Source organism: Bacillus cereus group sp. Bc061 (assembly GCF_027715825.1).
GTDB lineage: Bacteria > Bacillota > Bacilli > Bacillales > Bacillaceae_G > Bacillus_A > Bacillus_A paranthracis.
In genome coordinates, this window is sequence record NZ_JAQFTZ010000001.1 from 1,689,073 (window position 1) to 1,713,329 (window position 24,257).

Here is a 24,257-nt window from a genome sequence, read left to right on the forward strand (position 1 = left end):
GTTCCCCCGCATCTTTTATCCATTATAAAAACATCCTTATTTAATGGTAGTATAGCATAAAATCTACCAAAACGAACATGTATTCTATATTAAATTAATGTAAATTAAAACACACTACTCAAAACACTTCTCCTTCTCTCTAAACTACCCATTACACACTTCTCTCCACCATATTCGATACACCAATTCCTCAAAATCCCCTTCACATAAGCAAACGTTCGCTTATTCTGTTCAAACGCAATTTTAAGTGCCTCTAGTACGGTATTTCCTGAAACTTTTCGTATCCACCCCTTCAATTCCTCCACAATATATGGAGATAGACTACTTATATTTTGTTCGTAAAATTTGTAAACTTCACTATGTTGAGTATCCTCTTCCACTTCCATATCTTCTATTTTTTCAACAACTTCTTGTAAACTACTAGTATCCTCTTCCTCTGGCATACCAAAATGTTGCAACAACAATGGAATCTTCCATTCTTCTTCCAGACATTTACGTAAAAACATATGTATGAATTCTTTATTTTTTATAGTCTTTAACTCACGTAACACACATTTTTCTACATTCGTATTTAAAATAGGGTTATAGTGTAACCAATTTAGTATGTATAACTCTTTCGTTTCCGCATCGTATAAAATTTTCCCATATGCAACAAACCTATTTAACAGCTTCTCAACAGTCTCCATACTGTAGCCTGTTTCCAGTTCTGCTAAACGTTTCGGTAATACGTAAATTCCACATTGCTTCGTTTTCGTACCAGTTAACAAATATATGTAAAAATAACGCTCCTCTGGCGTTAAATCTAATATGAATTCATCTTGCCAAAAATTCACTTGCACATTACGGTACACCGCCATATGTTTACCTCCCCCTCGCACTTATAAAAAGGCAGATTTCAATCCTTCAATATACATATAGGAGTGAGGGCTTGGTTTTTGCAGTTGCATTCCAAATTTTTTTAACTACTACAACGACGGTTTTATTTTTTCGCGCTTTTTTGTTCTTGTAGTTGTTTTTGTTTTGTTTTTTCTTAGTGATTTATTACTTGGTAGGTGCTTATAAGGGGCTTGCAAGGGGCTTGTAAGGGGCTTTAATAAGGGCTTACATAAAAAGGAGCTGTTCCAAATTCTCATTTTGGATAGCTCCTTTATCATTCTTTCTATTTTTGACTTGCATCTAACATCTTTACTAAAAAGGCAGCTGCTTCACCACGAGTTGTCGTGCCTTTCGGATTAAACACATTATTTCCAACACCTGTAACTACCTTTAAACTGTATAATCGTTGAACATGTTGTTTGTATGTGATTAGATGTTGATCTGTAAATGGTAATGCGACTAATTTACCTGTAACACCTTTATACTGTAATGCGTTGTCAATCATGATCGATGCTTCTTCACGTGTGATAGATGCGTTAGGATCAAAAATCCCGCCGCCACGACCGTTAATAATTCCTGCACTTGCACTACGTTTAATACCGCTATGAAGTGATGGATGCGCTTTGTTAATGTCTACAAATGACTTATCTCCTTCCGGTAGCTTTAGAGCATTTGAAATTAATGCAGCAAACTCAGCTCTCGTTACATTACGATAAGGCGCAAATACACCATTTCCTTCACCGTGCATAATTCCAAGGCTGTTCAGCTTACGAATGTTCCCTTCAAACCATCCACCTGTAATATCATCTTTTGGTTTTTGTACTTCTTTATGTGGCATATTATAGTTTATTTTAATCCAACTTGGGTTATAGAAAATCCACTCATCGTTACCTACTTTATACCAACCATTTTTAACTGCTAACACTTTGTAACGATCTCCGTTTGAAGCTTTACGAACGATATGATGTTCAAGTCCCGAACCACTACGTACGTTTATACCATCACCATTCACTACAAGCTCCATATTAGGTTCAGCTGGATTATATTCATTGGAATCAAATAGCTCATTTCTTTCTTGTAAAGGCGAATCAATTTGTGCGTTAACATTTGCATACCATTGAATACCTTGTACGAAGCCAGTCCAATTCCCACGAGAAATTAAAATATCAGGACAGTTTTTCCCGCTCCATTGTTGATGCCTATAAATGTGGTCCGCACTAATACCTTCTTTGTTCATTAAATAACCTGCAAGTCTCTTTGCATTCTCTAACGCTTTATTGTAATCTCCATCTTGGTTAACCGCAATCTCGATACCGATTGATTCTCTATTTCCGGAACCATCGCCATCTCCTGCATGCCAACCGTTTTCATTTGTTGGTAAGTGTTGATAAATTTGTTTATCGTCTACAGTAAAATGCCATGAAGCTGTTCGGAACGTACCTTCCGTTGCTTGTTTATACAAATATTTAGCATGATTTTCAGCATTTGCACCACGGGCAGTGTTTGCAGTCTCGTGAATTGTAATGTAGCGTGCTTTCATCGGATTTGCAGGGCGAATATCAGGATTTCCTGCTGGAACAATCCACTCTACAAACGGGACACCTGCAAGTGTTCCATATTTCTTCGTAGTCATCGATGCGCTATACTGAATAGCTCTTCGCTTTTCAACCGGCTTCATTTCGCGAGTAGAACCATCATTTCGACCGTCTACATGTTCAAATGCCTTTTCAATATTTGAAATGGCTTCATCTTCTGCTACTTCACCTTTTTTCGCTTCTTTCATTTTATGTAACTCTTCTGTTTCATCATGTTTATGCTTATATTCTTCTAGAAGAATTTCCTCGTTCTCTGATACTTCTGCTTCATTAATTTGCATGTGATCTGGAGTTTCTAGATTGAAATTAGAATAACGTAATACGTTCGTTCCACGTTCCCCTTGTGCAATACGAAGCTGGTCAGTATGAGATTTATTTATCTCTTCTGCTGATATTGATAAAGGTGCACTCCCTAACATTACTAGACTTGTTGATAGTGCGATTACTCGTTTTTTAATATTCATTGCTGTAATCGATATCTACACTGTTCGTGTAAATATCTCAACCTCCCTTTATTTTCTCATTCGTGAAAGACTATGAATCTACTATGTATGAAAATATGGTTATTCCGCCTTTTCATTTTATCCCCAGCAGGCGAATGATAATTTCTAGAAAATCCCTTAACAGACATTATTTTATAACCAATTGCTATTGCCGTCAAAAGAACTTGTCCCCTTTTGCACACTACTACTTCTCAAAAAATAGATTAGGATACCTTTTACTGTTTTGCTTCAACAAGAAGGATGTTTATAATTTTTCATAACTATCAAGTCTCTATTAAATAAATGCTGTTTCCTTATACTTTTCTCTTTGAAAATATTAACATTTTTACATTCTTGCGATAATATAGATGTAACCTTTTACATTGAAATGAGTTTTATTTGGAAAGACAACTTACAAAAAAGATAATTAATAAAGTCGATTTCTTATCTCCATAAGAAATCGACTTTATTAATAGTAAATTTAAATATTTTTTCATTTTAGCTTCTATTACAAATTCCCTTTAACATTTTCGACAATCTCGTTTATCGTATTTCGATCAAACTTATCACTAATTTCGTATGGCTCACGATCTCCTACTAATTGTACACCTACAATATCATTGCGGTCCTTACCATATTGCACTTCAATAATCGATCCACGCTCTATTTGCTTCCAAACAAGACCTGCTTCATCTTTATTATCTAACACAATACAGTCCTCAATATTTTCGTCAATCCCAATTAACTTGTTATCATCCATATATCCAACCTCGTATTGTTGACGTTCTTTCGCTTTTCCGCTTACTACTATACCTTTGCTTCCATATGAGTAATCCGTATAATCCTTTTTCTCCGATTGTATCGCTTTCGGATCTTTTGCTTCAGTTTTTTCAGTATTTTCACAACCTACAATCATACTAATTGGCATCACTGCAGTTAATACTATTCTCGTAAATGTCTTCATCATTTATAACCAACCTCACATGTTTAACTTTACATTCCATTTATCCCCTTACCAAATAATAACATGATAATACCGAGAAAGAGTCAAAGTTAAAGTGAAATTTTAATCATTAGTTTTTTTATGCTAAAACTCTATGTAAAAAGCTAAATTTTCAAAATCACTAACTGAATTATCAACAAATGATAGAAAGTAGACATCCTACTCACATAAGATTTAAAATTAGGAAGTATGGAAAACATGATAAAAAATATAGGTTAGTTGTTCGCAATTAAAATGGTTTTTACATGAAGAAAGGAAGTGCACAGCTTTGGATTTTAAAACAGTTATGCAAGAGCTTGAAGCTCTAGGCAAGGAACGAACGAAAAAAATATACATATCTAACGGTGCGCAGGAACCAGTTTTCGGCGTAGCTACAGGTGCTATGAAACCAATCGCAAAAAAAATAAAAATAAACCAAGAGTTAGCAGAAGAACTTTATGCCACAGGCAACTACGATGCTATGTATTTTGCAGGCATTATTGCGGACCCGAAAGCTATGAGGGAGTCTGATTTTGATCGATGGATAGACGGAGCGTATTTTTATATGTTGTCTGATTATGTGGTGGCAGTTACTTTATCCGAATCAAATATCGCTCAAGAAGTTGCTGATAAATGGATTGCAAGTGGTGAAGAGCTTAAAATGTCTGCAGGCTGGAGTTGCTACTGCTGGCTTTTAGGAAATCGCAAAGACGATGAGTTTTCTGAAAGCAAACTTTCCGATATGCTTGAAATGGTGAAAAAGACAATCCATGATTCGCCAGAACGAACTAAATCCGCTATGAATAATTTTCTAAACACTGTAGCAATTTCCTATGTACCACTACACGAAAAAGCAGTCGAGATTGCAAAAGAAGTTGGTATAGTTGAAATAAAACGTGATAATAAAAAAAGTAGTTTGCTAAATGCTGCAGAGAGTATTCAGAAAGAACTTGATAGAGGAAGACTTGGTTTCAAGCGTAAACATGTAAGGTGTTAGATGATTAAAAGGGTGTCAATCTAAGTAAGATTGACACCCTTTTTTAATGAGAAAAATGAATGAATTCCCCCTGCACACCTTATCCGTTAAACATTTCTTCATTCAATTTATAAACCCTATCTCTTTTCTCATCACTTTTGACAAAAATAAGCTTTCCTTCTTTAACAAATCCTTCTAATAGTAAGCATACTTCTCCATATGCTTTCGGCTTATTCGTTGTGAATCTTTCATCTGATATTTTTCCAGCTCGTATTAATTGTTCACACAGCTCAAGTGCACTTATTTCTTCAGAATCCATTAATTCCAATATATCTCTTTGCAATGGTGATAAAGGTACTGGTATTTCAGCTACCTCCACCTTTTCTTTCGCGTTTTCTTCTTCAAATAAATCTTCAAATGAAATTTGATTCATTACTTCTTTTCCTTTCTAACGATTGATTTGTATAAAGCGTAGTTATTGTTATGTAGTACGTACCTTAATACATACATGTCAAACTCATGTACATCGTTTCATATAGTATATTTCGATTATACCAAATATACGTTCTGTTTTCTATCGTAGAATGGAAAACAGAACATTTTACTGTATGTATCATCATTAAATAACGCTGAATATCAATTATCCACATTTTTGGTTATATTATCAAAATTCCATCCATATTACGGAAATAAATGACAAATAATTATAACTTACATGTTACAATTACGATGCATGCATTTAGTTGTATTAAATGCATGCATCGTAATGAGTATATTTAATAAAGTTAAATGAAACTGGGGAGGCTTGCGCAAATGGGGAAGAAAACAAGCAAAGCTAAAAATTTTTTCGGATTCGTAATCACCGCAGCACTAGTAACTACAACGATGGTAGGTACAGCTAATGCACAAACAACTACGAATAGCTATAAGGTAGCTAGCAATACGAACACTGTATTTACAGATGTACCAAAGGACCACTGGTCAAAAGATGCTATTGATTACTTAGCGGCAGCAGGGATTTATAAGGGGTATGGAAATGGGAAATTTGGTTTTGGCGACAATGTTACTAGAGGACAGGTAGCTTCTTTAGTCAATCGACATTTAGGTTTAAAAGTAGACGATAAACAAGGAAATATGTTTAGTGATATTACAAATTATATGTTTGAAAAAGATATTAAAGCCATTGCGCAAGCTGGAATTATGACAGGTGATGGAACAGGTACATTTCGTCCAGATGATGTATTAACTCGATATGAGATGGCAGTAATATTACAAAAAGCATTTCATTTAGAATCAAAAGAACAAGGAAAATTTAAAGACGTACCAAAAGGTCATTGGGCTTATGAAGCTGTAAATACACTGCGTAGTAACCGTATAGCACAAGGTGACGAGTCAGGTAATTTTAACGGAAACACATTTGTGAAGCGTGAGCAGTATGCACAATTTTTCTATAATGCAATAGCAAAAAACAGAAATTATAACTTCAACATCAATTCAAAAGAAGAACTGAAACAAATGTTAACAACCGCTTTACAGAATGGAACGTTTGGTCCATTTACATTAAATTCATTGCGTAAAGATATATCTGAAGTAAAAAAAGAATATGGAGTGCCTGATGTTTTGAAAAAAGCACCATGTACAGAATGTGATGCACCTAATATAGCGGTATACGGCGATTATAATATTGATATGTACCCTTGGGACGCTAGATATATATGGGTGAAAATGGATATTTCTATCGATGAATTAAAAGAGTGGTTTGGTGAGCCCGATTTAATCGGAGAGGATATGACTAGCGAAGGCTTTATATACAATCGAGGAAGCTATTCTCTTTATTTCAGCTTCTCTGATGGTTATATTCAACGCGCTGAAATATCTAAACGTGAAGATCGTTAATAAGTTACAAACAAGAAAAAGATCCTTCCATTTACTTTTACATGCAGTTAATCCCTCTCCATACTACCTTTACAAATGAAGATCATTTAGCCTAGTCTTTCATTGGTCAGTATAAAAAAATCCACCCAACTCAAATGAATTGGGTGGCTCTATACCACAAAAAGAATTTGCTATTCGGATTACTTCAATTTCCCCTCAAAAACAATCTTCCTACCGCACGGTTCAACTACTGTTTTACCGTCTTTCTTCACTTCATGAAAGATTGGCTCTTCCATGCGACGAGACGGTGCATAGCCTTCTTGTTCCATACGTGCTAAGCAGTCTGTAATTGTTTCATTTTCGAGTACTTCAAATTTCTTTTTATTAGGTTGTTTTGTCATGCCCTAACCTACTTTCTATTTTTCTTGATGCGAATTGATTCTTCATGTAAATCATATATAACATTGCGAGAATTCCCATTATAATCATAACCGCAATAAAAAAGCTTGTATACTGTATTTTTTCTATAAATACGCCTCCTAATACAGGTCCCAGTATACTTCCTAAACTAAAGGCAATTCCAGATAATATATTACCTGCTGGCAATAAGTGTCTCGGTAATAAATCTGTCATAAATCCAAGTCCTAACGAGAAGCACGATCCAATGACCATACCCGCTAACAACATGCAGGCAAAGACGATCCAATAATATTGATCAAATACGGCTGCAAGCAAGAAAATGCCCGTACTTATGCAGAACGTCCACGTTAAAATACGATCCCTTCCGTATTTGTCACTTAATATACCGAGCGGAATTTGTGTAATAATGCCCCCAACTGCAAATGCTGGTAATAAGAAGGATACTTCTGAAACAGACCATCCTTTTCGAAGCGCGTATACTGGTAAGTTACTGTTTAACATTGCTTCCAGTACGCCATATGCAAGTGGTCCCAGCAGTGCAATCCATCCTAATCCAACAACTTGTTTATAACGAGAAAATGATGATTCACTCTTCACTTCTCTTTCATCTTGCGCCGGGAATGCATTTTTTGTTGGTAATAATAACAGCCAACCTATTAGACAAAGTATAGTAGATATAATAAATGGCGTTGCAAGACCGTACTGAACTGTGCTTGCTAAATACGGACCGACGGCAAAACCAATTCCGAAGAATACACCGTATATCGATACTTGTCTACCTATTTTACTCGGATCCGATGTTGTCGTAATCCATGTTTGTGTTCCGACATGTAGCATATGATCTCCCACGCCAACTAGAAATCTAAGGATAAACCATACCCAAAACGAAAATGTTTGTGTAAAAAAGAATAATGAAATAATAACGAGAAACCCACCAATCACGATAATTGGCTTCATTCCAAACTTTTGCATCGGTTTTTCAAGAAACGGTGAGATCACTAATATCCCAATGTATAGTGCTGTCGCATGAATACCGTTAATACTTGAACTAACCCCTTCTTGTTCAAAAATCATTGCAATGGCCGGTAAAAGCATTCCTTGTGACAAACCCGAGATTGCTACAATCCCAACCATAATCCAAAAAGTAAAACGTATCGACATTCCCTTTCCCTCTCCTTCTCACGCTTTCCACTTCTCATTATAAACTGTTTCTGCAAATGCGTGTACGAATATTCGCAATAAAAAAGAAGCTAAAAGAATGAATCTTTTAGCTTCTTATCCTTCCCAAACTTGTGCTTTCACATTGTTATGGAATTGCTTGAAATACGGATGTTTATAAAAAGCAGTTTCATACAAATAATGATGCGAATGAACAATTGGTGGCTGTTGTATTTGTAACGGAACTACAACTGGTGAAACTTGCATATACAGCGGAGCTATCATCATTTTTGTATACACATGATGATTATATGGAGAATGCGCAATGAAGAACGGATGGTGCATGGATAATCTCCCCTTTTACTTACAATGTTATAGTATATGCAATACCTTTCATTTCGGGGATTATTTCTGTTCTAACCAATCCTCTACATGCTTTATAAATACATCTAAACAATCAATAAACGGCGAATGACCGCAATCTTCTAATACCTTCAACTCTGCATTTGGCAAATGTTTTGCTAATTCCTCACCGACTACTTGCGGTACGACATAATCTCTATCGCCTTGTATGACGAGTGTCGGCGCTTTAATATGATGAATTTGCTTACTTCCCTCTACAACCCCATTATGTTCATCTGAAATATTAAATGTAATGAGCGCATAATTCACATCTACGAAATTACGTTGCGTTAACATATCATCTAAATACTTTTCATAACGATCCGGTTCAGGTTGATTATGTGTATATATTAATAGATTCCATACTGTACGGTAATATAGTTTGTTCATATTTTTTATCGCGTCTAGCACTGGAGCGATTTGTACTGGATCTTGTGCAATTTCCTCTTTCGTCTTTACTAAGCTTGATACGATTGGTTGCCCGTTTATATCCTTTTTAAAAATCGGATACCCTTTCATGCCCACTGATTCTACTAAAATTAACTTTTCTACAAAAGTTGGGTGATTCGCTGTAAATTGCATTGCAACACCACCGCCCATTGACCAGCCCATTAATGAAAATTTCTTTAGTTTTAACCCGTCGATAAATAATTTTACATCTTCTGCAAAGTCTTGTATTGAATCTATCGCTTTATTATACGTTGATTGACCAAATCCCCTTAAATCGAGAGCGTAAATATGGTATTGATCTTGCAGCTTTTCAATAACTAAATCAAAGTGTTGTGACGATGTCATGTTCCCGTGAATAAGTACAAGAATTTCTGCATTTTGCCTTCCAACTTCCTGATACGCAATCGTTTCTCCGTTCGATAGTGAAACAAACTTCATTGTTGCAGGCTTAATCATCACAAGTTCCCCCATTCTATTTAAATAGAAAGAAAATTCTTTACTTACTTAAAGAATAGCACGTAGAATATACGTTCGCAACATAAAACCTATAAGAATTTTTTACATAAATCAACATGTCTATTACTAGACAATTATAATAAAAAAGTATATAGTTAGCTAGGTAACTAATTTGAAAGGATCAACATACATGGACGAAAAACAACATTTTTTTCACATTGTCAGCCAGACTTCTCGCAAGTTTACGAAGAAATTTAATGAACGCGTATCTCCCACTGGGTTATTTAGTGCGCAATGGGCTGTAATTTTCCGTATTAATCAAACTGGTTCTTGTACGCAAACAGAATTATGTCAGTATTTAAATGTTGAATCACCAACGATGACTCGTACGTTAACACGTATGGAAACGATGGGATGGATTATTCGTACTGAAGGAAAAGATCGCCGTGAGAAGCTCATTTCTTTATCAGAAACAGCGATAAAAATGATTCCGGTATGGCAAGAAGAAGTTGATACTTTTGAAGAAAAGACGCTAGAAGGTATTAACGAAGATGATTTACATCAAGCATTTCAAGTGTTACAACAAATTATTAAAAACTTAGATTAACTTGGAGGGATGACCATGCAAAGTGAGAAACTTTGGACGAAGGATTTCCTCGGAACTTGTTTTAGTAGTCTATTTCTCTTCTTAACATTTTATATGCTTATGACTACTTTACCCGTCTATGTAATAGACGGCCTAAAAGGAAAACCTGAGGAAATTGGTTTAGTTGCAACTGTTTTTCTTATTTCATCTGTTTTATGTCGACCATTCACAGGAAAATGGCTCGATGATTTAGGAAGAAAGAAAATATTATTTATTTCACTTTCACTATTTTTAGCCGCTACCGTTATGTATTTCGGTGCACAAAGTTTATTTTTATTACTAGCCCTTCGCTTCTTACATGGTATTGGGTTCGGTATGGCAACAACTGCAACTGGTACGATTGTCACAGATGTTGCGCCAGCTCATAGACGAGGCGAAGCACTTGCCTATTTCGGCGTATTTATGAGTCTGCCGATGGTAATTGGTCCTTTTTTAGGTTTAACAATTATTTCTCATTTTTCGTTTACTGTATTATTTATCGTTTGTTCCGTATTTTCATTACTTGCATTTTTATTAGGACTACTTGTCAATATTCCGCATGAAGCACCTGTAAGCAAACAAAAACGAGAAAAAATGAAATGGAAAGACTTACTTGAACCATCTTCTATTCCAATCGCTCTTACAGGATTTGTTTTAGCCTTTTCTTATAGTGGTATTTTATCCTTTATTCCTATTTATGCAAAAGAGCTCGGTTTAGCTGATATTGCAAGTTACTTCTTTATTTTATATGCACTTGTTGTTGTCATTTCTCGTCCATTTACAGGTAAGATTTTTGATCGCTTCGGTGAAAACGTACTTGTTTATCCAGCTATCATTATTTTCACAATTGGGATGTTCATTTTAAGCCAAGCACAAACTTCATTTTGGTTCCTTGGCGCAGGTATGTTAATCGGTTTAGGTTATGGAACATTAATTCCTAGCTTCCAAACGATTGCGATTTCTGCTGCTCCAAACCATCGACGTGGTTCTGCGACAGCTACGTACTTCTCATTCTTTGATAGTGGTATTGGCTTTGGTTCTTTCATTTTAGGTATCGTCGCAGCGAAATCAAGCTATCATAATATGTATTTTATCGCAGCTATTATCGTTGCGTTCACTTTACTTTTATACTATGGATTACACGGACGAAAACAAAAATTCAAGAAACAACGTACAGACGGACAAATATCCGCTTAACGTAAATAAGGAAAGTAAACTTCCCCGTTTACTTTCCTTATTTTGTATTTCTTTCAATAGACGCGTATACTAATAGTAGAAATAAAAAGGAGGGACCGATATGAAACTTAAAAAATCTCCCCTACTCTTACTCATAATCACATTCATATTTGTAATTACAGGGCTCGGTTTTACATACTTCAAACATAATAAAACAATTCCGTCGAAAAATAATGTGACGAAAAAAAATTGGTTAGATGATCCGTACTTACGTTGGTCGTATACACATATGAAAGAATTCACTTTAATTAACGAGGTGAAAAATAACCCGGATCACGTTTTTCACTTCTCTACCGCATTGCAAAACTTAGACGATTTTGCTGTAGAGCGTAGATTTGGAAATACAACTCCTCTAAAAAAACTTTTAGATGATAACAAAACTGATGCGTTTGTCGTTGTACACAATGGACAACTTGTTTATGAACGATATTTCAATGGATATAACGAGAGCGAACCGCATGGTATGGCGTCATTAGCAAAGGTATTTACCGGAGCAATAATACAATCTCTCGCTGAAGAAAACCGTATTGATTTAGAAAAAACAGCTGACACATATATAAAAGAATTAAAAAATACACCGTTCGGAAAAGCAACACTGCAGCAATTAATGGACATGCAAGTTTCTGTGGAATACCCCACTCACGGCTATGAACACCCAGCGTTAGAAAATCAAGATGCACAACTATACTTGGCAAGCAATATTTTACCTCGAGGTAAAAATTACGATGGTCCCATGAAAATTTATGATATGTTACAAGAAGCAGAAGAAACTGCACCGCCTGGTTCCGATTTTTCTTACGATAACGGATCAGCAGAAACACTCGCTTGGATGATTCGAACGATCACTGGTAAATCATTAGCTGAAAACGTTAGTGAGCGCATATGGTCTCAAATTGGTATGGAAGAAAACGCGTATTACGTAACAGATGAAACAAAAGTTGAACAAGCTAGTGCTGGTTTAAATGCAACTGCTAGAGATATGGCTAGATTCGGGCAATTACTATTAAACAACGGGGAATATAACGGAAAACAAATTCTCCCTTCTTCTATTACTGAAGATATAAAAAATGTCCAAGAAGGTGAACTTGCAGTTGGCCCTGGCGCTTCCATTTCTTATCATAATCAATGGTGGATTCCGCACAATGAACAAGGTGCTTTCGAAGTGTTAGGTAGTTACGGACAAACACTTTACATCGATCCGAAAGCGAATATGGTAATTGTCCACTTCTCTTCTAATGCTACGCCAAGTAATGAAATCCACTCCGTTTACTCTAATATGTATATTGATATTGCACATCATTTAGAGAAGCTTCCACAGTAGTGGAAGCAGGAGTTTAAACCTTACATGTATGACTATTTAATTGAACACACAATCTGTTGTGTTGAAACATCAATATATCTAAAAAAAGGAGCTCTCTTCATAAAGAGAGCTCCTTTTTTTATTTCTTCTTCTTTTCTGTCGGTTGACTTTGTTTAGCGAAATTAGATGAATCATCGAAATTTGGTTGCTTTTTACCAGCATTATTACTTCTACCTTTTCCCATATGTAATACACCTCCCCTCCTCCTTACTATTCCCAATAAAAAAATCCTCTTGCATCCAGAATTTTTTTATTGTCCCTTATTCGTATGGCACTACTGTTCTCGTAGTACTTCCAACACTTTCAGTTAGAGAAGCTTCCACAGTAGTGGAAGCTTTTTCTTGTTGGGGTGTTTTACTTAAAACCATTACCCTCATCACGTTTATTCATAATGAAACTTTTTATTAGCAATCCAATAATACGTTACGAAGAGTGTCAATAAGATCCAAACTATAGTTAGTACTCCTGTAATTATTGCGTTTGAATGTACGCCCCCCGTAACTAACGTTTCCATTGCATACTTACTCATACTTGCTGGATTAAGCAAATCCATTATTGGATTCAAACCGACGATTACTCTACAGGCTAACAGGAAAACAATTGAAATTAATGCAATCATACCTTGACTGTGAAAAATAGTACTTATCATTGTTGTGAAAGATACGATAAAAAGAATCCAAATTAGATACAATAGTAATCCAGTAATTAGGTGCGCGAATGGAACAGCGCTAAAAAGAAAATTTACATATAGATAAGAAGTAACGTATCCAATTGTTACACTACAAGCTACCATTAAATAGTTGGCCATTATTTTCCCACCTACATATGAAGTAACAGTAACGGGTCTTGTTAAAATAAAAGCCAACATACCATTGGCTTTATCTGTTTGAATAGTACCCATCATAGATATCACTAGAATCATAAGTCCGAGCTGATCAAACTGGGATCCCAAAGTACTTGCTAATACTTCGCCTCCTTTTTGTGTTGCCATATTTGGATCAATGATAATTCCCTGCCCTCCACCTAATGCTTCTAGAATGGATGGTAAATAATGAGTTACTATCGGTTGTGTCGCGCCTAAAAATATAAAAACAATTGGTAGCCAAATGATCTTAAAATCACGTAACATTTGAACATATTCTTTTTTTATCAATACAATTGAGTTGTTCATTTTTGCACCACCAATTTCAAAAAAATTTCTTCTAAAGTATCGTTGCTCATTTCAAATTTAACAATGTCCACCTTATGTTCGAGTGCATTTTGCAGTAACATATTTTTATTTATTTCAATACTTTCAACCTTTACTTTGATTTTAAGCCCAACCACTTCTACGTCCTTCACATACGGTAATTTTTTTACAACTTCAATCCACTTTTGATCTTTAGCTGTTATTTCAATCATTAATTTATTTTCACTATTACGGTGTAAAAGCTCCGTAATCATTGTATCTTCTATTTTTGTTCCATCTTTTATAATGACAAATCGTTCACAGATTTCTTCTGCATCGCTTAAGATGTGGGTTGATAATAAAATGGTTGTATCTTTTTTTATTTCTTCAATCAGATTCAATACTTCTCGCCGGCCGATTGGATCTAATGCGGATACCGGTTCATCCATGACAATAAGCGAAGGTTTATGCAATAATGCTTGTGCAATACCAAGTCGTTGTTTCATTCCACCAGAAAATGTACTAACCTTTTCGTTTTCTTCCCCTTTTAGTCCAACTTTCTCTAAAATTTCTGGAATTGACTTTGACAATTCTACTTTATTCAATCCCGAAAGTTGGCCCATAAACATAAGCGTTTCTCTCGCTGTCATCCAATGAAAAAAATTAGGATATTGAGGTAGATAACCAATTTCACTTTTCATTTTTGATATTTTTATCCCATTCAATAAAACTTCACCAGCAGTTGGATTAGTAATATCCGAAATTACTTTTATTAATGTAGATTTTCCTGCTCCGTTTGGTCCAATTAATCCGACGCATTCCCCCGCTTGCAGTTCCATCGAGAAATTATTGACAGCAGTTTTTCCTTTAAATGATTTTGTTACATTTTTAATCTCTAGTTTCATAATTTCTCACTGTCCTTTCTCCCTATAACGAAGTAGAAAATAGGTCCCAATACATTAACGAAAAGAATAATGAACGTCCATACAAGTACATTTTTTCTTGTTTTTCTATGTCGGTATAAATCAATGAATGCAATAAAAACTAAAAGTGCCCCCACTGCAATAACTGGCAATATAATAGGTAGAAAAGTCATAATATCAATGTCTTTAAGATCATTCAATCCATAATGTAGTTGCATTATTGTCATTCCTCCCTAAATTCATTCTCATTATTGATAATGATAAATCATAAACGAATGAATTGCAAACATTATTCTCATTATTTATAATGAGAATAAAAATATATGATAAATAAGGTGAGCGAATGAGTAATAAAGTTGAAATTTTAATGCATCCAGTAAGAATGAAAATTTGCCAAGTGTTAATGAGAAATAAGGAAAATGGGCTAACACCATTAGAAATGGTAAAAATCATTAAAAATGTACCACAAGCTACACTATATAGACAGCTACAAACTATGGTTGATTCTGGTATCGTCCATGTAATTAAAGAAAAAAAGGTAAAATCTGTTTCTGAAAAATATTACGCAATCAATGAAGAAGATGCAAAAATTGAAGGAAGTGAATGGAAAGGCTTATCTGATGATGAAAAATTAAACTACATTTCCTATTATCAGTTATCACTTATGACACAATATCAAAGTTACCTTAAGAAATTAGAGGAACAAAACAGTCAAGAAGATACTGCTACTTTTTCTGTAGTGGAATTAAAGCTAGATGAAGAACGCTTTGGAAAATTTCAAAGCGAACTTAACGAATTAATGATTAAATACTACAATAGCCAAAATAAAGATGAAATAGAGGCTCCGGTTCGGACTGTCGCTATTACAATTATTCCAGAAACGTGAACTCACTCAACATACATAATACAAGCCGATGATTCCTTACCGTAGGAATCATCGGCTATCTTCATTTTGACTTTTGCTGTATGGCTGGCGAAAAAAACGGATCTAGAAACTGAAATGTTTTAAAATCTAGAATTCGAATGTGCTTAAAGTTGCTATCTATATTACATGAATTCTTTTCTCGTGTTAATCTCATACGATCCACACTCTCTCCAAAAACTTTTAAAAAAGAAGCATGGGTAAACTAACAAATATAAATTAGGGATCCACCAAGACATATCAAAATCTAAACGAATTGTCCAAAATGCTAGAGCTTGTAACCCTGAGCAAAAAGTTAAAATTAATGATAGAAATGCAAAGTGGCTCCAAGTATGTTTTTGTTTAGAATGCAAATACAAACTTAAAAATCCCGTTAACGAGATTAACAAATCTAGAGGCAGGAAAGACCAATTCCACGCTACTAAAATAGGATCTTCATAATCTTTAAACAAATATTCTTGCGGAATCATATGAAAAATTGTTATGAGCCAATATATAACAAACCCAAAATCAGTAATAAAGAAAAAATACTTTAATCGATTCAATGTATACGTTCCTCCACCATTTCTTTTTTCTTCGCTTCATGTGCCGTACTATTAAAATTTAATATTACGACTCCAACTAAAATAAAAAGAATTGCTAGTATCTTAATTATATTGATACTTTCTCCAAAATAAATAAAACCAATTGTTGTAATCGTTACAATTCCCATACCTGACCACACCGCATATGCTACGGACATTTCCATCCCTTTTAATGCAAATGACAGAAATGCAAAACTTACTACATAAAATACAAAAATAAGAATGCTTGGTACAAGTTTCGTTAATCCATCAGATAGTTTCATTGCAGTTGTACCTGCTACCTCAAATAAAATTGCTAAACATAAATAAATCCACTGCACTACTCTCCCACCTTCTATTTCGAATTAGAAATGCCATATAGTAACATGTCCATAATCGATTCAAGCATACTTCCCAATGTATAATCACTCTTTTCAATAAACATAGGATCATATATGCGATTCAGTGCCCCTAAATACACTTCAATAAAAAACGGAATTTGAATTTTTCTTATGCTACCTTCTCTCATTCCCTCTTCTATTAAACCAATTACAGTAGACCAGCCTTCACGTAAAAACTCATCTAATTTTAACCATTGGTAATAATGATGTTTTTTTAGTTCTACTAATAAACGTGCATCCATGAATGTAAATTGTTGTGGAATGCAAATTAAGATGAGTCTTATTTTTTCAACTATTTGTAACGTATCATCTTCAGCGATATTTTTTTCCTTTTCTTGAATACTTTCTATTACATTACGAATAACTTCATCTACTATTTCATCTTTTGAAGAAAAGTGCTCATAGATTGTCCTCTTACTGACAGCTAATTGTTTTGCTAAATCACTAATTGTAAATGTAAACCCCTTCGTTTGAATTTGATGAATGGTTTCTGTTACTATTCTTTGTTTCATAATCCGCCCCCTAAACCTTTGGTACCAATTTAGTTTTTTTGGTACCATTCCATTTTACAATATTTAACACAATGTATACAACTAACATTTCAAATTTTCTTATTTTTAACTCAAAACAGGTAAACATAAGAGCGTTGAGAATCATACCTGCATATTTAACAATCAAGTGAATGTATAAAATAACACTCATACATGAAAGTTTAACTAAAGTTAAATGCAATTGTATAAGGCTATGTTGGTAAATATTCTTTTTTAGCTTGATGGGGAGACACCCCGATCTACCTTTCACCTAATTAAAAAAGCGCCCTATAAACAGGGCGCTTTGCTCCAACCTAATGACTAATACTAGCCGTCGGATATAATGTTGTTCCTCCAATTGAAACCTTTATTTCATTTGTTAATGGAACATTTTGTTCATTAATAATGGTTCTCCACCATTCCCATGCAAGACCTGTACATTCTCTTGCTACGATTTTTATATTTTTTGAATTTGGTGGAAGAGGGATTACTGTAGAGTAATGGGCTGTTTTGTCTTTGCCACTACCTTCCCATGTTTTATGTGTTAGTACTTCTTTCCCATTTTGATCAAATGTGAATTCATCCCAAGATACATCAAATTGTGCAACGTAAGCACCGTAATGATCAAGTGTCATTTTTGCACTTGAATATTCTGTAGTTGTCGTCTCGATATAATCTGTATTGTTATGAACAGCAGCAGTTGCATTATCTTTTAAGAACGTGCTTGTATATGAAATTGGATATGCTGGATTTTTAAAACTTAATTCAGCATTATCTTTAATGATATTTCGGATTTCATTGAAATCTTTTGTAACAACCTTGTTATGCTCTTTCGCATCTCCACCTAATACGACAGCAGTAAAGGTACTTTCTTCAAAAATATCTTTGTACTGTCCACTCGTTTCGACGCTGTTATTCTTCAGTAAAGCTTTAAAAGCAGCTTGTACATCTTTACTCTTAGATGTTGTTTCTAATTTTACATAAACCGTTCTACCATAAGCTACATTTGAAACCATAACAGGTGGAGCCGAATTACTTACTCCTTTACGAGTTAGCTCATCAAAAGTAACACTATTATCAAAGAGATCAGATGGATTATTAGGTAGTTCAGCACTTACAGTATAAAATATTTGTTTATATGCCGCCACCATCACTTTCTTTTCTCCATTTGCAACTGCATTAAAGTCAATATTTAGACTGTTATCAAGATATTTAGCATTAACATTAAGAGCACTTGCGATTTGTGATTTACTATAAACCATAGATTCTGTATACTGCATTCTTGCAGGTAACGTATGTGTTGCGGAATACTTTTCATTCCAAGTAGATACTAAATCATCTACTGCTCCAGCCACATTACCATATGTCGGATTTTGGACAGTGATTGTATTTTCTTTTCTCATACCAGGTAAGTCTATACTAATATTCAAAGGCTTTCTCTTAGCCACTAATAAACTCGGTTGATTGTCTGCAAAAGCTTTATTGGCAAGTTGTACAGCTCCTGGATACGTACGATTCGCTACAGAATCAATAATCGAAATATCGACTGGTGACGTTGTAAGTGATTTTTTCTCACGTTCCACTACTACAAATTTACCATTTGAATTGATACTTTCTTTCGGAACAAAACTCTCTATTTTATCACCATTTACAGCTAAAACCTCTTGATTATTATATGTAAGATTCCCTATACCAGTATCAATGCTACTAGCATTTTTAGTTATATTAGTTGCATGACCGATTTGTGTTTCTGCGAAAGAAATAGATGAATAATTAAGAGTGCATAGACTAACTAATACACATGTAAGGAACTTTCTTTTCTTGGTATTTTTCTTAATGTTCAGAAAAATCACCCCGTTCTTTTTTTAGTAAGATATAATAATGATGGATATATGATAGCTAACGAATAAACTTACATAAACGCTTTTAAAAGTTCTTGAACTAAAGGAATTACTCCACCTAAAAATTTTAAAACTGCCATTGCGATTTCCATATTCCTTCCTCCTCTTTGCTGTATTAAGATGTGTTGTATATTTATGCTTTCATTATAATAAGCTTTTACATTTGCATCAATTCATTTTTATATGCAATATTTCATATTAGGGAAAAAGCAACTTTTTCTGTCAGGGTGATGATGCTACCACTCTTCTTGAACATATTTCAATCCTTCTAAAAATATCAGAATTTTCTACTTTTAAGAGGTTATGAACGAAACAACCTCGAATAATTGTAATACATATACATAAGGAGGTTGATCTATTTTGTTTCGTTCTTTTACTAATGGTTGCGTCGCCTTAGTGCAACGCTTCTTGCCAGAACCGTTTATTTTATCATGTTTATTAACTGTTTTCGTTATCTTCTTTGGTATGTTTGCAACGCATCAAACACCTGTGGAAATGATTAATCACTGGGGTAATGGCATTTGGGGACTTCTCGCCTTTTCTATGCAAATGGCACTTGTACTCGTGACAGGATCTGCTTTAGCAAACGCCCCTCTTATTAAAAAAGGATTAACGAAAGCGGCAAGACTACCGAAAACGAATGGACAAGGTATTATTGCCATTTCAATCGTAAGTTTACTAGGGGCGTACATAAACTGGGGATTTGGTATTGTTGTATCTGTTTTATATGCAAAAGAAGTAGCAAGACAGCTGGAAGGATTAGATTATAGACTGGCAATTGCTTCTTCTTACTCTGGATTTCTCATTTGGCATGCGGGGCTTTCTGCTTCTATCCCTCTTACGTTAGCAACAGGCGGAGAAACGTTAATTAAAACGACAGCTGGAAGTATTAAAGAAGCGATTCCAATCACTGAAACGTTATTCTCACCATACGCCCTCGTTCCAGTTATTATCTTTTTAGTTACGATGCCTCTCATTAATAAGGCGATGCATCCAGATGAAAAACATACGATTACAGTAGACCCTAGCGTGTTTCATGAAGAAGCTGCCGCTCAAGAGGTAGGGAAAAATACGTTCGCTGAGAAAATGGAAAATAGTATCATTATTACACTTTGCGTTGGATTGTTAGGTCTCATTTATATTTTCAACTACTTTTATACGAAAGGCTTTAACCTTACGCTAGACATCGTTATTTTTATGTTATTAATTGCTGGACTCGTTTTCCACCGTACTCCGATTCAATATATTCGCGCTTTTTCAGACTCTACGAAAAGCGCTTCTGGCATTCTACTTCAATTTCCGTTTTACGCAGGAATTATGGGGATGATGATTGGAGCAAATAGTGAAGGCCTTTCACTTGGAGGAGCTATTTCGAATTTCTTTATTAGCATTTCAAACGAAACGACTTTCCCGCTCTTTACTTTTTTAAGTGCTGGCATCGTTAATATTTTCGTTCCATCTGGTGGCGGTCAATGGGCTGTGCAAGCACCCATTATGATTCCAGCTGGCGCTGAACTTGGTGTACCTGCTGCAAAAACAGCAATGGCCATTGCGTGGGGCGATGCTTGGACAAATTTAATTCAACCTTTCTGGGCATTACCAGCATTAGCGATAGCTGGTTTAGGTGCTCGTGATATTATGGGATTTTGCGTTGTGAACTTACTATATGCAGGTTTTATCATTAGTCTATGTTTCTTATTTATTTAAACGAAAAGCTAGTTTTATACTAGCTTTTTTACATAATAAATCCTTTATTTCCCACGCAATTTATTATGGTCTTCCACTCTATCTCCGTAAGATGTAATGCCTCAAATGCAAAAAAATCTTCACATACTTTTTCAATTAAATGTGGATTGTTCTTAAGGAAATCCCACTGTAATGCTTTAGGAAGAAAATATGTATCATATTCTTTACTTCCCCTTACTACTTCATCCACTTCTCTTTCACAAATTCCTCTTATCAAGTAGTCATTTCTTAATTGTATTTGAATTTGCTGAAATGTTTCGCTACATTTCTTCAATTGAAGTAAACATGTAATATACGTTCGAAAAAGTTCGTTATCATACCCACAACAGTTTATAATTCGATCGATTTCATTCATAATGTACGAGCCTTTTCTTCTATTTGTAATAACCACTTTTCCCGCTTCTCTCGTTTACTCGTTTTCACAGATTGAAATACTGACCGTTTTATATTGCGAATGCCGCAAAAACGTAAGACACCTCTCTTCATTATAATCCAATCTGCTGATCGATATAATAGTGCGACGTACCATAACGGTGAATCTAGCGTATTAATCACCCACGCCTTCTTCCCTTTCAATAATCCTTTAGGCAGAGCACCTTCATATTTATAAGCAAATCCAGCAACGAAAATACGATCAATAAATCCTTTTAAAATAGCTGGCATCCCCCACCACCATATCGGATAGATGAATAGAAGCATATCCGCTTCTTCTACTAATGTCCTGTACCGAGCTGTTTCTTCTTCATTTACTAAGTCACGTCTTTTCTTCTCTTCATTAAATACAAGGACTGGATCAAATTGCTCCTTATATAAATCAAGTACGGTAACTGAATGATTTGTTTCCTGTAGTCCCTTTTGCACATGATTTAAAATTGCCGCATTAAAACTTGAAGGACTAGGATGAGCATATATAATGAGTACATTCACTACAAAACAACTCCCTCTATAAGTTAAAGTTTCCCCTTCTTTAACATCTTCTCTACAATTTGCACGTTTTTTGAACTTTGCAATAAACGATTTAATACTGTGAGTAACTCTTCCTTTTCTAAATCTTTCAGTTTCTCTTTCACCTTACTCTCACCAGCATCTTGCATATCATAAACAACTGCCGCCATATGCTTACAATAATTTTCATATGGACATTCACAATTACTTTCTGAAAAATCTTCGAGATCGATGACCACTTCATAATCCCCTGCATTTCCAGTTACAAATGCAAATACTTTATTATTATGTATTTCTACATCTTCTACATGTCCATCTTCATAATATTCATATCCTCTATCAATAATATATTTCGGAATATGCCTATATAGTTCTTTTATTAAATAAGCGTACATAACAACCCCTCTTCCTTTAATTCCCTTTTGACTTCTAAAGCCTCTGCATGTTATTCTAATAACTGTCAAATAGCAAGTCTATATGACAAAACGACTGACACCTATTCGGCGAAGGTGTCTCTTTTCATTTGCAGCCGATATGAAGTGCCTCTTTCAGGCACATTCAATCTTTGACACTACACACTCAACACCATTCCCTGTATCAGGCTGCTTAAGCAGTCTTTTACTCTACATACTTCAAAAAAAGAGAGCTTAGCTCCCTTTTCTCGCCTTATAAAATACCCCTTTTTCAGTATAGAGATATTCATCAGCTAATGTAATTTTCCCATCCAGTTTCAGTTCATCTAATAGTCTTGATAAATAAAATTGATGTAACATCTTTTTCGTGAATTTTCCTTCATGATGCGAAACGATATGTTCTTGAATATCTAACAATGATATCGGCTTATCTTGCTCCATCATATATTCATAAACTGTACTACGCAGTTTTACGTATTTTTCGAGTGTCACAGCAATGCGCAACCCCTTTCTTCTTAATATAAATTTTCGTAATCGGTTTTTTTGCAATAAAAAAACCTCTCCGATAAGAAGAAGTTACGTATATATCTTCGTCTTATCTCCCAGAACAAATATGTTCTGCTGGAATTAGCACCTGCATCGCGGTTGCTGGGTTTCATCGGGCCAGTCCCTCCACCTCTCTGGATAAGAAAATATTCACTTAATTCTTACTATACGTAATTTCATTTTAATTGTCAAACAAATATAACGAATTATATTTTCTTCTTTACTGTTCATACTATACATATATGAGTATGCAAGGAGGATTATGAAATGCACGAAAATGCCCGCGGATATGTCCAAGACTCTTTTCAATCATTACAAGAAGCAAAACAATGTTTAGAAGCAGCATTACAGACTGTTGAAAAAGATTTTAATCGCGCTCGTATTGAGCAATCTCTTTATGCGATCGAACAAGCTATTCAACGCTGCGATTACACCGTTCACATTTTAGAACAAGATTGAAAAAACTTCCCATCATAAGGTGGGAAGTTTTTTCAAATGGCATACTTCATAATTATTGCCGTTATGATTAAAAAATATACAGAATTCACAATTTCTAAAATCCCTACTTTTATAATAGAAATTTTTTTGCCATACAATATAATGGCTCGAATGACACTTGGTATAAAAATAAGAGAACACAACGGATTAATAGCAAATACGATGACCGTTAACATGATATGATAACCCCAAGATATATAACGATACTTCGGATTATTTTTCTCACGTATCATCGTTTTCACATAAAACGTACTTCCTAAAAAATATAAAAATGAAATAAGCGCAATAAATAATGCAGTTTTATCTATCAGTTTCATTGAAAAATAATAACTAACTAAACCACCTATACAGAAAACAATAATTGCACTAACGTCATTTAATAATGCTCTTTCATTTTTTTGACGAGCGTAATACATATTTACTATAAAGAATGGAATCATGACTATTACGAATAAAAGAATGCGCCATTCATATAATAGAGAAATCATCCCAAATATGAACGCAATAATAAAATATACAATTGAAGCATGTAAATACTCTTTTTTCCGTTTTTGTTTTATGTACATAAGAAATGGATACGTAGCTAAATAGATAAAGAACCAAGCTAAAAACAATGGAATATGATACATAGTAGGTTTCCCAAGTATGACACTTAATAGAAATGGTATAACAAGCATCGCCCATGCACCATGTTGCTTCGGAATAACTAACTTCATTAACTATACACCTCCCTTTTGAAAATAATTCTCACCTACTATTATACAAATAATTTTATATAGTAACGGATATATATTGGACTATTTTTTGA

The 24,257-nt window shown here is 34.6% G+C and carries 28 protein-coding genes and 1 riboswitch; of the genes, 8 read left to right on the forward strand and 20 right to left on the reverse strand.

Annotated features, from left to right (window positions below; genetic code table 11):
* Positions 1-104: 104 nt before the first annotated feature.
* The 3 genes from PDQ40_RS08750 to PDQ40_RS08760 all read right to left on the reverse strand — a co-directional run bounded on the left by PDQ40_RS08750 (position 105) and on the right by PDQ40_RS08760 (position 3,920).
* On the reverse strand, positions 105-857 hold the full coding sequence (locus PDQ40_RS08750) for a DnaD domain-containing protein (RefSeq protein ID WP_000312104.1): 753 nt from the start codon (positions 855-857) through the stop codon (positions 105-107).
* Positions 858-1,159: 302 nt separating this feature from the next.
* A complete protein-coding gene (locus PDQ40_RS08755) occupies positions 1,160-2,935 on the reverse strand; it encodes an S-layer homology domain-containing protein (protein WP_270691377.1) in 1,776 nt (591 codons plus the stop codon).
* A 526-nt stretch (positions 2,936-3,461) separates the two neighbouring features.
* Positions 3,462-3,920: a hypothetical protein gene (locus PDQ40_RS08760; RefSeq protein ID WP_270691378.1), complete on the reverse strand. Its 459-nt coding sequence runs from the start codon at positions 3,918-3,920 to the stop codon at positions 3,462-3,464.
* Positions 3,921-4,224: 304 nt separating this feature from the next.
* On the opposite strand from PDQ40_RS08760, the gene PDQ40_RS08765 reads away from it, so the two are divergent.
* Entirely contained in the window at positions 4,225-4,932 is a 708-nt protein-coding gene (locus PDQ40_RS08765) for a DNA alkylation repair protein (protein ID WP_046198443.1), read from the forward strand.
* A 79-nt stretch (positions 4,933-5,011) separates the two neighbouring features.
* Here PDQ40_RS08765 and PDQ40_RS08770 read toward each other — a convergent pair whose 3' ends face one another.
* Positions 5,012-5,344 carry a DUF3895 domain-containing protein gene (locus tag PDQ40_RS08770; RefSeq protein ID WP_001071912.1) on the reverse strand — a complete coding sequence of 111 codons (333 nt, stop codon included), beginning with the start codon at positions 5,342-5,344 and terminating at the stop codon, positions 5,012-5,014.
* 380 nt (positions 5,345-5,724) lie between these two features.
* On the opposite strand from PDQ40_RS08770, the gene PDQ40_RS08775 reads away from it, so the two are divergent.
* A complete protein-coding gene (locus PDQ40_RS08775) occupies positions 5,725-6,807 on the forward strand; it encodes an S-layer homology domain-containing protein (RefSeq protein ID WP_270691379.1) in 1,083 nt (360 codons plus the stop codon).
* Positions 6,808-6,986: 179 nt separating this feature from the next.
* Here PDQ40_RS08775 and PDQ40_RS08780 read toward each other — a convergent pair whose 3' ends face one another.
* The 4 genes from PDQ40_RS08780 to phaZ form a co-directional block, all read right to left on the reverse strand.
* On the reverse strand, positions 6,987-7,187 hold the full coding sequence (locus PDQ40_RS08780; RefSeq protein WP_000166303.1) for an NETI motif-containing protein: 201 nt from the start codon (positions 7,185-7,187) through the stop codon (positions 6,987-6,989).
* The gene (locus PDQ40_RS08785) at positions 7,171-8,367 is read right to left on the reverse strand and encodes an MFS transporter (RefSeq protein ID WP_074543637.1); all 1,197 of its coding nucleotides are present in this window, start codon (positions 8,365-8,367) and stop codon (positions 7,171-7,173) included. Before PDQ40_RS08785 ends, PDQ40_RS08780 begins: the two co-directional genes overlap by 17 nt.
* Before the next feature lie 114 nt (positions 8,368-8,481).
* A complete protein-coding gene (locus PDQ40_RS08790) occupies positions 8,482-8,709 on the reverse strand; it encodes a hypothetical protein (protein WP_000546480.1) in 228 nt (75 codons plus the stop codon).
* A 60-nt stretch (positions 8,710-8,769) separates the two neighbouring features.
* The gene (gene phaZ, locus PDQ40_RS08795; RefSeq protein ID WP_046198439.1) at positions 8,770-9,687 is read right to left on the reverse strand and encodes an intracellular short-chain-length polyhydroxyalkanoate depolymerase; all 918 of its coding nucleotides are present in this window, start codon (positions 9,685-9,687) and stop codon (positions 8,770-8,772) included.
* A 175-nt stretch (positions 9,688-9,862) separates the two neighbouring features.
* Here phaZ and PDQ40_RS08800 point away from each other — a divergent pair, with 175 nt between their 5' ends.
* From PDQ40_RS08800 to PDQ40_RS08810, 3 genes are all read left to right on the forward strand, one after another.
* A complete protein-coding gene (locus PDQ40_RS08800) occupies positions 9,863-10,279 on the forward strand; it encodes a MarR family winged helix-turn-helix transcriptional regulator (protein WP_000343680.1) in 417 nt (138 codons plus the stop codon).
* Between the two features lie 15 nt (positions 10,280-10,294).
* Positions 10,295-11,494, forward strand: coding sequence for an MFS transporter (locus PDQ40_RS08805; protein WP_001190334.1), 1,200 nt, complete (start codon positions 10,295-10,297; stop codon positions 11,492-11,494).
* Positions 11,495-11,594: 100 nt separating this feature from the next.
* A complete protein-coding gene (locus PDQ40_RS08810) occupies positions 11,595-12,854 on the forward strand; it encodes a serine hydrolase domain-containing protein (protein WP_270691380.1) in 1,260 nt (419 codons plus the stop codon).
* Between the two features lie 421 nt (positions 12,855-13,275).
* Here PDQ40_RS08810 and PDQ40_RS08815 read toward each other — a convergent pair whose 3' ends face one another.
* Genes PDQ40_RS08815 through PDQ40_RS08825 form a run of 3 tightly spaced genes read right to left on the reverse strand, consistent with a single transcriptional unit; the run spans position 13,276 to position 15,202 of the window.
* The gene (locus PDQ40_RS08815; RefSeq protein WP_270691381.1) at positions 13,276-14,064 is read right to left on the reverse strand and encodes an ABC transporter permease subunit; all 789 of its coding nucleotides are present in this window, start codon (positions 14,062-14,064) and stop codon (positions 13,276-13,278) included.
* Positions 14,061-14,966, reverse strand: coding sequence for an ABC transporter ATP-binding protein (locus PDQ40_RS08820; RefSeq protein ID WP_098946592.1), 906 nt, complete (start codon positions 14,964-14,966; stop codon positions 14,061-14,063). The genes PDQ40_RS08815 and PDQ40_RS08820 overlap by 4 nt, the downstream gene beginning before the upstream one ends.
* Positions 14,963-15,202: a PLD nuclease N-terminal domain-containing protein gene (locus PDQ40_RS08825; protein WP_001175969.1), complete on the reverse strand. Its 240-nt coding sequence runs from the start codon at positions 15,200-15,202 to the stop codon at positions 14,963-14,965. Before PDQ40_RS08825 ends, PDQ40_RS08820 begins: the two co-directional genes overlap by 4 nt.
* Before the next feature lie 125 nt (positions 15,203-15,327).
* Between PDQ40_RS08825 and PDQ40_RS08830 the strand changes: the two genes are divergently transcribed.
* Positions 15,328-15,870: a transcriptional regulator gene (locus PDQ40_RS08830; protein WP_071743256.1), complete on the forward strand. Its 543-nt coding sequence runs from the start codon at positions 15,328-15,330 to the stop codon at positions 15,868-15,870.
* Between the two features lie 161 nt (positions 15,871-16,031).
* Here the strand turns inward: PDQ40_RS08830 and PDQ40_RS08835 are convergent, their stop codons facing one another.
* The 4 genes from PDQ40_RS08835 to alo all read right to left on the reverse strand — a co-directional run bounded on the left by PDQ40_RS08835 (position 16,032) and on the right by alo (position 19,253).
* Positions 16,032-16,451 carry a DUF5360 family protein gene (locus PDQ40_RS08835; protein WP_001080894.1) on the reverse strand — a complete coding sequence of 140 codons (420 nt, stop codon included), beginning with the start codon at positions 16,449-16,451 and terminating at the stop codon, positions 16,032-16,034.
* Positions 16,448-16,810, reverse strand: a complete 363-nt coding sequence (locus PDQ40_RS08840) for a DMT family transporter (RefSeq protein WP_001198606.1) — start codon at positions 16,808-16,810, stop codon at positions 16,448-16,450. Before PDQ40_RS08840 ends, PDQ40_RS08835 begins: the two co-directional genes overlap by 4 nt.
* 14 nt (positions 16,811-16,824) lie before the next feature.
* Positions 16,825-17,382 (reverse strand): TetR/AcrR family transcriptional regulator, encoded by a 558-nt coding sequence (locus tag PDQ40_RS08845; protein WP_000813654.1) that lies wholly within the window; start codon positions 17,380-17,382, stop codon positions 16,825-16,827.
* A 332-nt stretch (positions 17,383-17,714) separates the two neighbouring features.
* Positions 17,715-19,253 carry an anthrolysin O/cereolysin O family cholesterol-dependent cytolysin Alo gene (gene alo / locus PDQ40_RS08850; RefSeq protein WP_000576714.1) on the reverse strand — a complete coding sequence of 513 codons (1,539 nt, stop codon included), beginning with the start codon at positions 19,251-19,253 and terminating at the stop codon, positions 17,715-17,717.
* Between the two features lie 408 nt (positions 19,254-19,661).
* Between alo and PDQ40_RS08855 the strand changes: the two genes are divergently transcribed.
* The gene (locus PDQ40_RS08855; RefSeq protein WP_000490018.1) at positions 19,662-21,008 is read left to right on the forward strand and encodes a short-chain fatty acid transporter; all 1,347 of its coding nucleotides are present in this window, start codon (positions 19,662-19,664) and stop codon (positions 21,006-21,008) included.
* Positions 21,009-21,036: 28 nt separating this feature from the next.
* On the opposite strand, the gene PDQ40_RS08860 is transcribed toward PDQ40_RS08855, so the two are convergent.
* The 4 genes from PDQ40_RS08860 to PDQ40_RS08875 all read right to left on the reverse strand — a co-directional run bounded on the left by PDQ40_RS08860 (position 21,037) and on the right by PDQ40_RS08875 (position 22,897).
* A complete protein-coding gene (locus PDQ40_RS08860) occupies positions 21,037-21,402 on the reverse strand; it encodes a group-specific protein (RefSeq protein WP_257809879.1) in 366 nt (121 codons plus the stop codon).
* Entirely contained in the window at positions 21,399-21,974 is a 576-nt protein-coding gene (locus PDQ40_RS08865) for an NAD(P)H-dependent oxidoreductase (protein ID WP_257809880.1), read from the reverse strand. The genes PDQ40_RS08860 and PDQ40_RS08865 overlap by 4 nt, the downstream gene beginning before the upstream one ends.
* A 23-nt stretch (positions 21,975-21,997) precedes the next feature.
* On the reverse strand, positions 21,998-22,387 hold the full coding sequence (locus tag PDQ40_RS08870; RefSeq protein ID WP_048556804.1) for an SWIM zinc finger family protein: 390 nt from the start codon (positions 22,385-22,387) through the stop codon (positions 21,998-22,000).
* A gap of 252 nt (positions 22,388-22,639) precedes the next feature.
* On the reverse strand, positions 22,640-22,897 hold the full coding sequence (locus PDQ40_RS08875) for a hypothetical protein (RefSeq protein ID WP_076856371.1): 258 nt from the start codon (positions 22,895-22,897) through the stop codon (positions 22,640-22,642).
* A 100-nt stretch (positions 22,898-22,997) separates the two neighbouring features.
* Positions 22,998-23,096, reverse strand: a riboswitch (SAM riboswitch).
* 122 nt (positions 23,097-23,218) lie between these two features.
* On the opposite strand from PDQ40_RS08875, the gene PDQ40_RS08880 reads away from it, so the two are divergent.
* Positions 23,219-23,410, forward strand: coding sequence for a hypothetical protein (locus PDQ40_RS08880; RefSeq protein WP_000545001.1), 192 nt, complete (start codon positions 23,219-23,221; stop codon positions 23,408-23,410).
* A gap of 32 nt (positions 23,411-23,442) precedes the next feature.
* Here PDQ40_RS08880 and PDQ40_RS08885 read toward each other — a convergent pair whose 3' ends face one another.
* On the reverse strand, positions 23,443-24,165 hold the full coding sequence (locus tag PDQ40_RS08885) for a YwiC-like family protein (protein WP_061184644.1): 723 nt from the start codon (positions 24,163-24,165) through the stop codon (positions 23,443-23,445).
* Positions 24,166-24,257 lie beyond the last annotated feature (92 nt).